Origin of the sequence: Paenibacillus sp. ACRRY (assembly GCF_022346995.1) — a bacterium.
Lineage (GTDB): Bacteria > Bacillota > Bacilli > Paenibacillales > Paenibacillaceae > Paenibacillus.
Genome location: NZ_JAKRNM010000001.1, coordinates 527122 through 541324 on the forward strand (window position 1 = coordinate 527122; position 14203 = coordinate 541324).

At 45.3% G+C, this 14203-nt stretch carries 12 protein-coding genes; 8 read left to right on the forward strand and 4 right to left on the reverse strand.

All coding sequences use genetic code 11. The features are described 5' to 3' along the window. Positions 1-24: 24 nt before the first annotated feature. Positions 25-1188 carry an iron-containing alcohol dehydrogenase gene (locus tag MH144_RS02300; RefSeq protein WP_239297463.1) on the reverse strand — a complete coding sequence of 388 codons (1164 nt, stop codon included), beginning with the start codon at positions 1186-1188 and terminating at the stop codon, positions 25-27. 185 nt (positions 1189-1373) lie between these two features. Between MH144_RS02300 and MH144_RS02305 the strand changes: the two genes are divergently transcribed. The 4 genes from MH144_RS02305 (at position 1374) to MH144_RS02320 (ending at position 6920) form a co-directional block, all read left to right on the forward strand. Next, a complete protein-coding gene (locus MH144_RS02305; RefSeq protein WP_239297464.1) occupies positions 1374-1814 on the forward strand; it encodes a MarR family winged helix-turn-helix transcriptional regulator in 441 nt (146 codons plus the stop codon). Between the two features lie 21 nt (positions 1815-1835). After that, positions 1836-3794 carry an FUSC family protein gene (locus MH144_RS02310; protein WP_239297465.1) on the forward strand — a complete coding sequence of 653 codons (1959 nt, stop codon included), beginning with the start codon at positions 1836-1838 and terminating at the stop codon, positions 3792-3794. Positions 3795-4033: 239 nt separating this feature from the next. Then, positions 4034-4531, forward strand: coding sequence for an SMI1/KNR4 family protein (locus MH144_RS02315; protein ID WP_239297466.1), 498 nt, complete (start codon positions 4034-4036; stop codon positions 4529-4531). A 103-nt stretch (positions 4532-4634) separates the two neighbouring features. Beyond that, positions 4635-6920 (forward strand): preprotein translocase subunit SecA, encoded by a 2286-nt coding sequence (locus MH144_RS02320; protein WP_239297467.1) that lies wholly within the window; start codon positions 4635-4637, stop codon positions 6918-6920. Between the two features lie 99 nt (positions 6921-7019). Here MH144_RS02320 and MH144_RS02325 read toward each other — a convergent pair whose 3' ends face one another. Both MH144_RS02325 and rsgA read right to left on the reverse strand, forming a co-directional pair. Continuing rightward, positions 7020-8030 (reverse strand): aminoglycoside phosphotransferase family protein, encoded by a 1011-nt coding sequence (locus MH144_RS02325; protein WP_239297468.1) that lies wholly within the window; start codon positions 8028-8030, stop codon positions 7020-7022. Then, on the reverse strand, positions 8027-9100 hold the full coding sequence (rsgA, locus tag MH144_RS02330; protein ID WP_239297469.1) for a ribosome small subunit-dependent GTPase A: 1074 nt from the start codon (positions 9098-9100) through the stop codon (positions 8027-8029). Before rsgA ends, MH144_RS02325 begins: the two co-directional genes overlap by 4 nt. 524 nt (positions 9101-9624) lie before the next feature. Between rsgA and MH144_RS02335 the strand changes: the two genes are divergently transcribed. Beyond that, the gene (locus tag MH144_RS02335; RefSeq protein WP_239297470.1) at positions 9625-10179 is read left to right on the forward strand and encodes a class I SAM-dependent methyltransferase; all 555 of its coding nucleotides are present in this window, start codon (positions 9625-9627) and stop codon (positions 10177-10179) included. A 129-nt stretch (positions 10180-10308) separates the two neighbouring features. Here MH144_RS02335 and MH144_RS02340 read toward each other — a convergent pair whose 3' ends face one another. Beyond that, positions 10309-10866, reverse strand: coding sequence for a helix-turn-helix domain-containing protein (locus MH144_RS02340; protein ID WP_239297471.1), 558 nt, complete (start codon positions 10864-10866; stop codon positions 10309-10311). Positions 10867-11160: 294 nt separating this feature from the next. On the opposite strand from MH144_RS02340, the gene MH144_RS02345 reads away from it, so the two are divergent. Genes MH144_RS02345 through MH144_RS02355 form a run of 3 tightly spaced genes read left to right on the forward strand, consistent with a single transcriptional unit; the run spans position 11161 to position 14198 of the window. Next, positions 11161-12387, forward strand: a complete 1227-nt coding sequence (locus tag MH144_RS02345) for a Tm-1-like ATP-binding domain-containing protein (RefSeq protein ID WP_239297472.1) — start codon at positions 11161-11163, stop codon at positions 12385-12387. A 39-nt stretch (positions 12388-12426) separates the two neighbouring features. Continuing rightward, the gene (locus MH144_RS02350; protein ID WP_239297473.1) at positions 12427-13422 is read left to right on the forward strand and encodes a Gfo/Idh/MocA family protein; all 996 of its coding nucleotides are present in this window, start codon (positions 12427-12429) and stop codon (positions 13420-13422) included. Beyond that, positions 13419-14198 (forward strand): sugar phosphate isomerase/epimerase family protein, encoded by a 780-nt coding sequence (locus tag MH144_RS02355; RefSeq protein ID WP_239297474.1) that lies wholly within the window; start codon positions 13419-13421, stop codon positions 14196-14198. Before MH144_RS02350 ends, MH144_RS02355 begins: the two co-directional genes overlap by 4 nt. Positions 14199-14203: the final 5 nt, after the last annotated feature.

Here is a 14203-nt window from a genome sequence, read left to right on the forward strand (position 1 = left end):
TGCAAGAAGAATACCGATCTGCCATTACAACGATGCTTGATAGATTTGGACCACGTCTTCACGCTGCAATGTTTTGAAAAATCCGAACGGACCGAAACGCATGGCTTTATCGGCCATCGCGTCAATTTGACTGCCATCGATGTCGTAATCCGCAAGCCGGCTAGGTGCACCAATGGAAGTCCAGAAGTTACGCAGTGCATCAATACCTTCTTCTGCAACCTGTCTGTCTGATTTACCTTCAGGGTTAACATCAAATACGTTGATTGCCAGACGTTTGAACCGACTTATGTCCACATCCAGATTGTGCTTCATCCAGTGCGGGAAGAGAATCGCAAGACCTCCTCCATGAGGGATATCGTATACGGCCGACACGGCGTGTTCAATATTATGAGTGGCCCAGTCTCCGGCAAGACCCATATTCAGAATATCGTTAAGTGCCATGGTTCCACAATAAAGTATGGTTTCTCGCAGTTCAACGTTTTCCAGATCCTTGATCAATCGAGGTGCAGTCTCCATTACGGTACGAAGAATGGTCTCGCAAAATCCAAGCTGAACCGGTGTATTGCTGTCCAGATGGAAGTAGTGTTCAAACACATGAGACATCATATCCACCATCCCATATACCGTCTGATCAAGAGGCACAGTGAAGGTATTTACAGGATCGAGGATTGAAAACGCAGGGAAAGAATACTCGCTGAACCAGGCCCATTTCTCCTGTGTATCCTGATTAGTAATAACTGAACCGTTGTTCATCTCGGAACCTGTCGCCGCCATGGTCAGTACCGTTCCCAGCGGAAGTCCGCCTTGAGGGGTGGCTTCGCGCACGACGATATCCCACATGTCTCCGTCGTACTTTGCACCTACCGCGATCGCTTTACCACAATCAAGTACACTACCGCCACCGACAGCCAACACCAAATCTATATTATGTGCTCTGCATAGCTCCACACCCTTATGAACCGTAGAGAGACGAGGATTCGGTTCTACGCCGGCCAGTTCTGTAATCTCTGCTCCGATTTCCTGCAACTGGGTGATCACCTGATCGTACAGTCCACTCCGTTTGATGCTGCCACCGCCATATACAAGCAAAACGCGTTTCCCGTATTTGGGAACTTCCGTTTTTAATGCTTCGATTTGCCCTTTACCAAAAATGTATCGAGTCGGATTGTAAAACTGAAAAGATCTCATGTGTATGTTCCTCCAAAGAAGTCTGAAATTTTGTGCATCAACCATTATAGTCCACATGATATGTAAAAACAAATGGTTGTAAGTCTAAGCCAGAAGCCGTATTTGCTTTTAATCATAGTGAAAACTATAATTAATTTGTATGCAAACTATATGTATAGCAACTAAATTTGAAGGTGGAGACACATATGAATTCTAGCTCGGAAGAACGATATGGATATGCCTTAACAAAAACTAGCAGAGCGATTCTTCGCTTTCTTACTGGTTATTTGAAGCGTTTCTCTATTACGCCTGAACAGTGGACCGTATTGAAGCGGGTGTATGAACATGAAGGTATTTCGCAAAAAGAGCTTGCTGCCATTACGGATAAGGACCCTGCTACTTTGGCCAAAATACTGGATAACTTGGAAAAATACCGCCTGATCGTTCGGCAGATGAATCACCAGGACCGTCGTTCATTTTTGATCTTCATTACAGAACATGGCTCGAAATTAAAAAATGAGGTCGAAAAGAATCTGGAACATGTTTTTGGTCAAGTATTGGAAGGTATTACGAAGGAAGAGTTAGCCATGTTTAGCAATGTGTTATCCCGTATCGAAAACAACGCAAGAACTCATACACAAAACTAGTTTGAAATAGAGGTTGGTAAGATGGATCAACATCAATTTACTCATGAGAACAGACGACGTTCTAAGCATCATTTTCCGAAGAAAGCAACCTACAAAGAAGCCTTTCGAATCAAACCGATTCCGCTCAATTGGTTCAGGGGAGTTGGCTCCGCAATCAGTGTGGGAATTCCCTCCTTAGTCGGTTTTTTGATCGGAGATCCTGCTCTCGGCATATTAGCGTCCGTCGGAGGTTTCACCTTTCTGTATGTATCTAATGAAACGTATTCCCAGCGTGCTGTAAGATTGTTCTGGATTGCGCTCGGATTAACTGCTTCATTTGCACTAGGTGCGTTAAGCTCTTATAACGATGTACTTATGGTGCTTATGTTTGGGGTTATTGGGTTTCTGAGCACCATGCTGTTTAATCTTTTTCAAATTGTCGGCCCTGGAGGCATGTTTTTTGTCCTGGCTTATGCGATTGGCACTTCCATGCCGCATGATATGGCAGCGATCGGCCCAAATGTGCTATTCGTATTGCTGGGCGCGATCTTTGCCTGGATCGTGGCTATGACAGGAGTGCTTGTGAAGCCGTACGGTAACGAGACCAAGGCAGTTTCGGCGGTATACCAGAGCTTGTCCAGTCTTCTGTCATCCATTGGAACGGATCATTATACGGAACGGCAGCATCAGGCGGCGTTTCTTATCAAACAGGCAGATCGAACATTATCCCATTCCACGTTTTTCGGGAAACGGAACCGGAACAAATGCGTTTTGGAAAAATTGATAAGATTAAACGTACAAGCTGAATTAATCTTTCTATCTATTCTTGATGTCTCACAAGAGCGAAAGCATGAGATGGAAGATCAACTCGTCGAATCACTGCAGATCATAAGCAATCAGCTCCGTGACAAAAATAGCAGTAAACATTTTGACGTTCGAATATCCGAAGAGGGAAGCAGTTCTTCTCTTAGAGATCTCCATGCAAACGTAAAGTGTGCATTTGAAATTCAATCGGGGACAAATGATTTGATTACAGCTCCGGTGTCGTCATCTACTGCGGAATCGGCGAAAATCGTATTTGGTGATCTGATCCAAAAAGCGTTCAGCAAGGATTCTCATATACCTTTTGCGGCTCTCCGTTACGGAACAATAATTATCATTTCAGCAGCTATTGCGTATGGTTTCCATTTGAACCGTTCGTATTGGGTTCCGTTATCCGCGGCTGCAGTAATGGGAGGCGGGACATATGTTAGTAGCCTGCATCGGGGCATACAACGTTCGGTGGGCACGATCATTGGGATTTGGATAGGGGCAGCTTTATTATGGCTGAAACCTGCTGGCTTGTTTATTTCGTTAACACTTGCCGGACTGCAGTTTATTGTGGAATTAATCTACGCCCGAAATTATTCGCTCGCGGTTATGTTCATTACTCCCAGTACCCTATTGATTGGAACGACAATTAACCCAGCACTGACTAGCGGGTATTTCATATCTGCACGACTCGTCGATATCATCATTGGAAGCATCGTGGCCATTGTCGGGACGACGTTGTTATGGAGAAAGATTTCTTCCAAACGGTTGCTTACCGTTTTTTCAGATACTGTTGAAAAAGAAGGGAAGATGTTGATTGCCATGTTAGAGAGTGAACATACGCGCATCCAAGCCTCCAAACAACAGGAGCTTCAGCAAGCTTTACTTCAGCTCCGTTTGGTATATGACAGTGCATTTGCCGAGTCGCTTCGCAGGGATGTAAAGGTTACGAGTCTCTGGCCTGCAGTGGGGGATTGCTTGCACTTGGGATACATGTTACTCGCAGCGTCTCGCCATCCTTCAGGTGAAGGGGCGGAAGAGCGAGTGCAAGAGTATAAAGTCTATTTCGAAAGACTTACACACTCCATCAAAAATAAAGAGAAACTCATTATGGACGTGCCGAGGTTGCCTGAATACCCTTTAATCCATGAAGATATTGTTCAATTACAACGTTCATTACGTATCACCTAATGTTAATAAACCGTTCCCTCAACGTGGCTGCTCGATACAAGTGTCCATATTGAGGGAACGGTTTTTTTTATCTATGTTACGGTCCTACTGGAGGAGAACCTATTATTTAGATACGCCTATCTTAGAGCGATTACTCAGTGAAGAATTACTTCGTCAAAAAGGGTATGGAATCGTAAAGCTAGAATAGTAATCAAAACAACGAATAGGAAAGTGAGTCCATTGGAGGAAGTAGGTGCACGATGAGTAGTAAAATCCATGAATTCATGAATTGGGCTGAATCAAACGGTTGGAAAATAACCCAACAAACGAATTCTTATTTAAATTTCGATGTTGGTTTTATTTCCAGATACAAAAAAATTCCTGATGGATATTTAGATTTTTTACGTGTTGTGGAACAATGCATCACCCCTGATGAGAAAACATGGTTCCTCTGTGAGAATGAATATAATAATAGCTCAGATGATGATTTTCGATGGAATGAATTTGAACTGCTCAGCTTGGAAGCAGCAATGAATGACGATCAATGGAGATCAGAAATAACGACATGGTGGAATCATTACCTGCCAATCATGATATCAGTTAACGGTGGTTATTCCTTTTATGCGATTGATATATCCAATGAAACAGGTGCCATCGTACGTGGAGATGAACCTGAATTTGAAGAAATCGAAAAAGTGGCAAATGATCTGGATGAGTTTTTGGAACTCATTATGTCGAATTCAATTGTATTTCAGTGATCAAAAGGGTTTGCAGTAAAGCCTCCTTCACGATTATGTTAATTGCTTAGTGAGGTTGCTGTCGTTATCGTATTATGCACTTCGACCGAGGAGGGATTAACCAGTGAACCTAGTAGCCAAGTTGATGGGTGAACTCAAAGATCGCGATACCCGGCAGCAGTTGAAAGGCTATCGAAACCAAGTGCAACTCATCAGAAAAAGAAATTTGGAGGCTTGGAACGATGACCAACTTCAAGAGGAATCACAACGCCTGAAAGAGGAAGCATTAGGGGGCAGACCCTTGGATGAGCTGCTTGTCGAAGCTTACGCTTTAGTCTGCGAGGTAGCGAAGAGAACGCTTGGATTAAAGCCGTACGATGTACAGATCATGGCAGCCATCGCTCTGCATGAGAGATTTTTGGTTGAGCAGCACACAGGTGAAGGGAAAACGCTCTCTGCTGTGATGCCTGCTTATCTAAATGCACTGACAGGGAAAGGCGTACATGTGCTGACGTTTAATGATTATTTGGCCAATCGAGATGCCCGGTGGATGGGCCCGATCTATCGTTTTCTTGGGTTAAGCGTAAACTCGGTTCAAGCGGGCATGAGTTTATACGAGAAAAAGGAAGCCTACGCTAGTGATATAACCTATGTGACGGCTAAAGAAGCGGGGTTTGATTACTTACGTGACACGATCGCACTTAATGAAGTTGAACTGGTTCATCGTCCGTTCCATTTCGTCATTGTCGACGAGGCAGATTCGCTGCTTCTTGATGAAGCGCGGGTGCCGCTGGTTATTAGTGGAGAGTCGGGCTCTTCCAAGAATGACAACATTCGTTTCGCAGAAGTGGCTCAGCAGCTCGAACAAGGAGAGCATTATGAATTCGATGAATTCCAACGGAACGTTTACTTGAATGAAGCTGGCTCAGCGAAGGCAGAGTCAATGCTTAGATGCGGCAATCTGTATGATAGCCATAATGCTCATTTGTTAACTTCATTAAATTGTGCACTGCATGTAGAAACGTTACTAAAAAGAGATGTCGATTACATCGTCCGAGACGGTGAAATCGAGTTGATTGACGAATATACTGGCCGCGTGGCTGAAAACAGGTATTTACCCGACGGGCTGCAAGCCGCACTTGTAGCCAAAGAAGGGCTACAGTGGACGGTAGGTGGGAAAATTCTGGGCACGATTACCATTCAACACTTCATTAGCCTGTATCCAGGAATTTGTGGAATGACGGCTACAGCACATGCTTCTGCAATGGAATTTGAACATATCTATGCGCTGCAGGTCATGCGAATTCCTTCGAACCAACCAAATATACGGATTGACCACCCGCACCGAATTTACACACATATAGAAGCCAAACGAAAAGCGCTTGTACAAGAAATCTCGTCTGTCCATGCGACGGGACGTCCAATTCTCATTGGTACATCTAGCGTTGAGGAGTCCGATGACCTAGCGGAAGCACTGGCTAAGGTTAATATACATTGCCATGTTTTAAATGCGAAAAACGACGCAAAAGAAGCAGAAATCATCGCTAAAGCAGGAGAAATTGGTGCCGTAACGGTTTCTACAAATATGGCAGGACGAGGCGTAGATATTCGGCTCGGCGGAGGAAATCCTGAGCAGGCAGAATGTGTCGCCAAGCTGGGAGGATTATATGTGCTGTGTACATATGTGAACGAAAGCGTGCGGATTGACGATCAACTACGCGGGCGTTCGGGCCGTCAGGGCGACCCGGGATCCACGGTATTTTTCGTAAGCCTGGAAGATGAGCTGATGGTTCAGTTCGGCATCCATAAGCTGGTTCGGGTTCCTAGGCAGGATGAGGCTCTAGAGGACTCGGTGCTTTTCAGTAAAATCGAGCATATTCAGCGTGTTATTATGGGGCAGAACTTCGATATTCATCAGGAACTGAACAGTTATTCAGATATGGTGGAAGATCAGAGGCGAATTATGTTCGCGGAGCGACTTCAGATTTTAAAAGGTGACTTGCCGATGAGCCCCTCTGAACAGAGGGTACGTCTTTTTTATATCGACGAGTTCTGGGCGGAACATCTGGCATACGTTTCTTATCTTCGCGAAAGCATTCACTTGGAGAGCATAGCCAGCCGTAATCCAATCGATCAATTTCATATGCAAATCACCCAGGCCTACGAGCAAATTCCACATAAAATCAATAAGGAATCTGAGAAAATGTTCGTAAGACTTGGAGGTTCAAATGATCCATCGGAGTGGGAAAAGCTAGGTCTGAAAAGCCCTGCATCTACAAGGACATATATTATCAACGATCAGTACAGCGAAAATAGACGCAGCTCATGGACTGGAACGACCGTCTTTGCTTTTTGGGGCAGCCAAATTTTGAGATGGGCACTATGGCCGGTATATAGGATCTCTAAATAGTGGTGGAGAGTCGTATTCCATATCATCGAATTAATTGATACTACAAAAGAAACTCCGAATCCCACTAAGGGCTTTCGGAGTTTCTCTGTATGAGCAAATTTAAACAGTGATGTTCTTCATTTCATGGATTTTTTGTAGCATTTGGATAATTTGCGTCTTCTTACCACCATCCTCTGTGTGGAGATAACTCTCCACAAACCTGTATCCAAATACGAGAAGGATCATTTCATAGACGCAATGGTCGGCAGCAGGGGGTGCATCCGCATATTCTGAAAATCCCTGGTAATAGGCGGGAACACACCGCTTGTAGTAATCGACCATGTAATTAACATCCGCTTCATCCGCAATCAGACTTGCTAGATCTTCACCCAAATAGCCCCATCCCGATGTATCCCAATCAATGAGCGCAATTTTCCCATCGGCATAGATCAAGTTGGTCACCCAGAAGTCCCTATGGCATAGCACAAGGGGCAGTTTTTCAATGCAGTCAAATATGTCGTCTGCGTGATCATCAATGTCGATAAGCATTTGCCGCACGTGCTGAGGGAATTCGCAGTCCTCTGAACGTATATAGTCGTAGACGACTGGCCATGACCGGTAGTACAGATAGGTGTTTTTCATGAGGTCCGCATGGCTCAGGTTCGTCAGGCTTTGCAGTACAGCAGGTTGTTGGGCATACAGTTTGCCTTGAAAGCGTCCCAACTCCAGCGCGGCCTGTTCGTACATGTCACCGGTCAAGTCCAAACCGGATACACCATCAATGTATTTCAGCCATAGGTGGAATTCATCTTCTTGGATATTCATCTCGGCGTGATAACATGTTGGCCAGCACAAGGCATCTGAGAATGTTTCACCCAAGTCAGATGCATAAAGGTCATATTCGCGACGCCATGAATCTGGATCATTGTAACGATTCCATTGCTTTTGAATCTTCAGCACGATGCGGTAAGACAATCTTTCGCCTTCCGATGTTTCGGCAATCCCCGTAACCAAGAGTACATTTCCCACAGTCCCGCCCTGTAACGGCATGGTTTGGTAGTCGGCCGAGATGATATCTTTCTCAAACCGTCTGCTTAAGACATCATTCAGCGTTTCGGATTTAATATTCATATCTTCTTACCCCCGTTTCTCTTCGTGTTCTTGCTGTACATGGCGAGGGTTTTGTTTCTCGCCCTTTTATCAATGAGGTAACTCGTTTTATCCTGAACATACTTGTTCTCATGCTGTTGGGCGAGATAATGCTCCCACCGCCCACGAGACAACGAACCGTCGGCAATCGCGGAGAGAACGGCACAGCCAGGCTCGGTTTGATGGCGGCAATCCGTAAATCTGCATTGTGGGAACCATTCCTCCACATCGGTAAAACAAGTGCTTAAGCCTTCATCGGCATCAAAAAGCCCAAGCTCACGCATACCCGGCGTGTCGATGACCATCGTTCCGGAGGGAAGCATGAACAGCTGACGATGTGTTGTCGTATGCCGCCCCCGGCTGTCGACATCCCGGATCGCATGAACCTTCATTACGTTCTTTTCCATCAAAGCATTGAGCAGTGACGATTTACCGACACCAGACATGCCGAGAAAGACAATTGTTTTACCAGGCAGTAAATAGGGATTAAGTTCGTTCAGCCCCATGGCTGTATGACTGCAGATTGCGTGAACCGGCACACCAGGAATACTTTGTGTGACTTCTAAGAGTGGGAGAGTATAATCTTCAACGAGATCAGCCTTGGTCAGAATGATGACCGGCTGGCCGCCGCTCTGCCTGGCTTGTGTCAGGTACCGCATGATACGGGAAACGTTGAAATCCCCATTCAGCGATGAAAGGATAAACACATAGTCAAAGTTGGTTGCAACGACCTGTTCCAGCACGGTTTTGGTATAACCTGTGGCATGACCGGAGTAATCCGCGCGTGAGAATTTGGAGCGGCGGGGCAGTACTGTAGCGATGAGAGAATTTCCGCTCTCGTTATAGTGCAGCGAGACAAAATCTCCGACGCACGGAAAGTCCACGCGTGCTGCGGCGCCGTAATAAAATGTTCCTTTGAGAACCGCTGTAACTTCCCCACGCTCGGTCATGACCGTGAAGCGCTCGCGCCTAAGCTCCGTCACCCTGCCGGGCAATAATCCGCCTTGAATTGCATCTATTTCTGTATAGCCATAGGTTTTCAAATCGATCATGTTTTTTGGTTAGCTCCTTTAATGTTGTTTTTTGGACGCAAAAATGCCACGGACAAGCAGCCTCAATAGAAGCTGCTGTCGCGCGGCATAAGGACGCAAAAAAGATACGACCTTCATCGTATCTGCAAACAGCAATATTCACGAAAGGTTACTTTGGATGGCATACCAAATAATGCGGGCATTTTCCCGCTTTTTTTGCATATGCCTACTATTCAGTTTTAAGACGAAACCACCATATAAGTAGCTGCCATTAAAAACATCTCCCTTCGTGTAAGGAACTTGCTTATCACTAAGCTACTTATAAAATACCCTTTTCTTCCAAAAAAATCAATTGAAAATAAGACTAACTGGAAACGTTCCTTCCATTTATCTTAAGGAACAGGGTTGAATTTTGAAGAAGCAGTTGAACGCCATGGGATATCGAGTATCGAACGTAAAGGTGATAAGTTAAGGTTTACAATACAATGAAAGTTTATTATAGTTATTAAAGAGTTATTTTATCTGCAATTAAAGGAGAGACCGACATGAATCCAAAATTACAAAAGAAAATTAGCAATTTAGAAAATATCGAAAGATTTCCAGCAGAGGAATTATTGGAGCTCTTACCTGTTAAGAAAACCGACAATGTACTGGACCTTGGAGCGGGAACTGGTTATATTTCACTTTCTATGGCTGAACGAGTGAACACCGTATATGCATTGGATAATGATAAGGATATCCTTGAATATCTGGAAAACCAAGCGAAGGAGAGAGGCATCGCTAACATTAATTCTGTTGTAGGTGACTTCAAAGAAATTCCGTTAGGTAACCAGTTTCTTGATATAGCTATTGCTTCAATTTCTTTACACGAAGTTCAGCCACTTGCAGCAGCTCTAAAAGAAATCAACAGAATATTGAAAGACCAAGGCTTGTTCTTATGTATTGAATTAGAAAAGTCAGAGACTTCAACGGGGCCGAGAGTTTCTTCCAAAGATATGGAAGTTGAAATCCTTGATGCTGGCTTCTCCATCGTTAATAAGATCTATCCGTCAACCCAAATTGCCAACCAATCTGTCTATATGATCCTGGCTCAAAAATAAACAATAAAGTTGATTTTATCTTAATGTAAAAGGGCGAGTAGATGTTGCTGCAAATTAAAGCTTAATGTAAATGAAAGCGAGGATGCCGACAAATGTCGGCATCCTCGTTAATCTACGAAATGGGATCTACTATGAGTCTTTCGATTGGTACTCAGTAAATACGGCTAGATAGCGAACTTCTTCCGAGATCGGTATTACCGTATGTTCCTGGAGTGAATTAAAGTACAAGCTATCTCCATCACTTAGCTCGTATTCTGTTCCTCCCACACGATACTTCATCTTACCAGATATAACATATATGAATTCTTCACCTTCATGTGAAAAGGTATGTTCATTAACTTCCCCTTGTTTTGCCACAAACATATAGGGCTGCATAATTTTATTATGTCGATTGGAAGCGAACGCAAAGAACGAATAGCCTTTGTTCGTTTTAATCCATTTCTCAACGTCCTCATATTGACTCGCATTAACCATGACCGTGTCGTTGCTGGATTGCTCTTCTAGCAAGTCGGAGACCTTAACCCCAAGAGCATTCGCGATTTTCATTAAAGTCGACACAGCTGGCATCGCACCGCCATTCTCAATCTTAGACAGCATGCTCTTAGTGAAACCACATGCTTCAGCAATTTCCTCCTGAGTCCTCTTTTGCTCTCTGCGTATGAGACGAATGCGCCTTCCCAAATCCATGGTTACCTCTTTCTAATCTAAGATTTGTATCAATGTATAATATACTTCAACTAGGTTGAATATTCAATCTCTTCGATATTGATGATGTTCATTCATGCGAATTTTGACGGGTAATGACGATAATGACCGACCATAATGAATTGAAAATAACCCAAAAGAAAGCGCTTGCTTAAATGAATAACATGAGGTATGATGATCTCAATTCAACAAGGTTGAATAAAAGTTGAATTAGTAAACTTAAGTTTTACCCAGTTGATTTGTTATAAAAGGAGGTCCATGTGAAGGAGGGCTAGCGTGAAGCGGATCATTGGTATGATCGGGGCGATGGATACCAAGGGCACTGAGTTTGCATTTATGAAGAACGAAATTGAACGTAGGGGATTCGGAGTATACGTATTTGATACAGGCGTGATCGGTGAACCTCGGTTGCATTCAGACATTCCGCGAGAACAGATCGCTGCTGAAGGGGGATCATCTCTAGAGGAATTAATCTCTCTAAACGACCGAGGGAAGGCAATGGGAATCATGTCCTCAGGAGCTGCTAAAGTCATCGAGAAGGCTGCTTCATCCGGTGTAATTCATGGTTTAGTTGGTATGGGTGGAACAGCTGGGACTGCAGTAGCAAGCAGTGCGATGCGAGAGCTGCCTATCGGTTTTCCCAAGCTGATTGTTTCTACAGTTGCAGCGGGCAATACAAGGGAGTATGTAGGGACGAAGGATATTGTTATGTTTCCCGCCGTTGTTGATGTGTCCGGAATTAACCGAATCAGTAGGGCCATCTTTACACGGGCAGCTGGTGCGATATGCGGTATGACTGAATCCGAGATTACGCCAGCAAATGATCGGAAACTGATTGCTGCGAGTATGTTTGGCAACACGACTACATGCGTTGAGCGGGCGAAAGCACAGCTTGAGGCCGAGAAAATGGAAGTGTTGGTCTTTCACTGCACGGGCGTTGGTGGACAAACGATGGAAAGTCTTGCTGAAGCCGGCTTACTGGGAGGTATTCTAGACCTCACAACGACAGAGTGGGCCGATGAAATCGCCGGCGGGGTATTTTCAGCTGGATCCAAAAGAGGAGATGCAGCAGCTGAGCGAGGTATACCACAGGTCATCGCTCCGGGCTGCGTGGATATGGTTAATTTTCATGCCAGGGCCACAGTCCCCGTCCAGTATGCGAGCCGTAATTTCTACGAGTGGAATCCGAATATTACACTCATGCGAACGACACCTGAAGAGAATATGCGGATTGGCCGCATACTTGCGGAGAAGGCCAATGCTAGTTCAGGGCCAGTTGCCTTCCTGCTTCCAATGAGAGGCGTATCCATTTTGGGTAGCCCTGGGCAACCATTTTGGGATCCGGATGCGGACCGCGCCTGTTTTGATGCAATCCGCAAGCATGTTAAAGACAGTATTCCGGTTTATGAAATGGATGTTAATATCAATGATCCAGCGTTTGCGGACAGAGCTGCTAACCTGCTGAAGGGAATGCTTACGGATGGTCCAGAAGCGGAGCACTAGGCTTATAACAGAGTATTCATTTAAGGAGGAGAACGGAAAATGAAAACGTATAAGGTGGGTCTTGTCGGTGCAGGTGGTGTTACAGAGCTTCATTTGGAGGGATATAAAAATCACCCAGACCGGCTTGAGATCGTTGCCATTTGTGATCCGAATGTAGAGATTCTTACTCAAAAAGCAGAACAATATGGCATTCGGCAGCAATTCACCGAATTGGATGACTTTATTCAGAATAGCGGCATCGATGTTGCGGTTGTCTGCACCCCCACTTCGATTCGCAAGCAGGTTGTTTACCCCCTGCTGGAAGCAGGAATCCCACTTTTTGTCGAGAAACCGTTCTCCGATACATTGGCTGATGCCACCGAAATTACCAATAAGGCAGCGATGCTCGGCGTGCCAATCTCAGTCAACCAGAACTTCCGTAGGCATTTCACCTTCGATGTCGTTAAGGATATCGTGACTCAGGATACCATCGGCAAGGTAACTTCAATTGTTTTCAACAACCTGTTTTTCCGCCAAGACAGCGGCTGGCGACTCCAGTGTGAGCGTCATGCATTGTCCGTTATGGGGATTCATTGGTTTGATGGATTCCGCCAAATTCTTGGTTCAGAGGCTGTTTCCGTTAATAGTTTGATGCGGTCCTCTTCAGCAATCAATTGTGCGGGTGAAACCGACGCAACGGTTCAAGTTGCCTTCGAGAACGGTTCGATGGCTACCTATGTTCAGAGCTTCTCGTCTCCATTCCCGAGAACGGAGATGATTGTTATCGGTGAAACGGGCACTTTGTTCTGCACTCATCAGAGGGTTGAACTGTACCGGAATGACACCAAGTCCCCATTACAAACATGGCACAACGATGTCTCTCGTGAAACAGCCACTTTTGAGGGCCTAAATCAGCTCCTGGTGTCACTTGAAACCGGAGATGAAGCTCCAAATAGCGCACAAGATAATCTGAAGACAGTGGCCATCCTGGATGCAGCCTATCGTTCCTCCAGCGAGCAACGTCCAATAATACTGAATCAAGGAGTAGTCGTATGAGCGTCAAGTTTGCCTTTTCACGGCCGACCCAAACGGATGAAGAACGGGACCTTCTATTTAGAGAATATCATTCAACTGGTTATGCAGGGCTTCAATTAAAACATGCCCAGTACGCTTCATACATTAATGACTCAGAACGTTTCCTTGACGAATGGGGAACGTGGCCCGGGATCGCGTCGGCACTGATTACAGGTGGACCTGTTGATGACGAGATTCGCTCCCGTCTAGCCTCGCTGCTTAACTTCAGCGAAAGCGTGGGTACGGAGACCATCGTGTTTTGTCACGGGCTCTCCCGGGAACATGTCACGGCGGAGGATATTCGCCGTTTCGCCCGTCAGTTGTCAGAGCTCGGCAAGGATTGCGAGCAGCGGGGTGTTCAGCTCTCCCTGCACCACCATTACGACCAGCCCGTAATGTACCGAGAAGATTTTGATATCTTTTTCGATCAACTGCAGGACAGAACTGTAGGCTTGACGATGGACACAGCCCATTTGGTGAAGTCAGGGATTTCGGACGTCGCGGAGATCATTACCAGTTTTGCTCCATACATCGATAACTTCCATATGAAAGATTTTGCGGGCGGAGACTGGCGGGTGCTGGGAGAGGGAGACATCAATTTCGTGCCGATTTTTCAAGCGATCCACGAGATCGGATATGTGGGCTGGATGTCAGCAGATGAGGAGAGCGGCGGAGGGATCCAGGAGGGGATGCATCAATGTCTCCATTTTATGCAGCAAGGAATTCAAGAGGCGCAGGGTAAATCTAGCCGGAGGTGAATCGT

Excerpts from the sequence above, each read along its gene's own strand:
- MH144_RS02300 (WP_239297463.1), bottom strand. The coding sequence starts at position 1,188 with ATGAGATCTTTTCAGTTTTACAATCCGACTCGATACATTTTTGGTAAA.
- MH144_RS02305 (WP_239297464.1), top strand. The coding sequence starts at position 1,374 with ATGAATTCTAGCTCGGAAGAACGATATGGATATGCCTTAACAAAAACT.
- MH144_RS02310 (WP_239297465.1), top strand. The coding sequence starts at position 1,836 with ATGGATCAACATCAATTTACTCATGAGAACAGACGACGTTCTAAGCAT.
- MH144_RS02315 (WP_239297466.1), top strand. The coding sequence starts at position 4,034 with ATGAGTAGTAAAATCCATGAATTCATGAATTGGGCTGAATCAAACGGT.
- MH144_RS02325 (WP_239297468.1), bottom strand. The coding sequence starts at position 8,030 with ATGAATATTAAATCCGAAACGCTGAATGATGTCTTAAGCAGACGGTTT.
- rsgA (WP_239297469.1), bottom strand. The coding sequence starts at position 9,100 with ATGATCGATTTGAAAACCTATGGCTATACAGAAATAGATGCAATTCAA.
- MH144_RS02335 (WP_239297470.1), top strand. The coding sequence starts at position 9,625 with ATGAATCCAAAATTACAAAAGAAAATTAGCAATTTAGAAAATATCGAA.
- MH144_RS02340 (WP_239297471.1), bottom strand. The coding sequence starts at position 10,866 with ATGGATTTGGGAAGGCGCATTCGTCTCATACGCAGAGAGCAAAAGAGG.
- MH144_RS02350 (WP_239297473.1), top strand. The coding sequence starts at position 12,427 with ATGAAAACGTATAAGGTGGGTCTTGTCGGTGCAGGTGGTGTTACAGAG.
- MH144_RS02355 (WP_239297474.1), top strand. The coding sequence starts at position 13,419 with ATGAGCGTCAAGTTTGCCTTTTCACGGCCGACCCAAACGGATGAAGAA.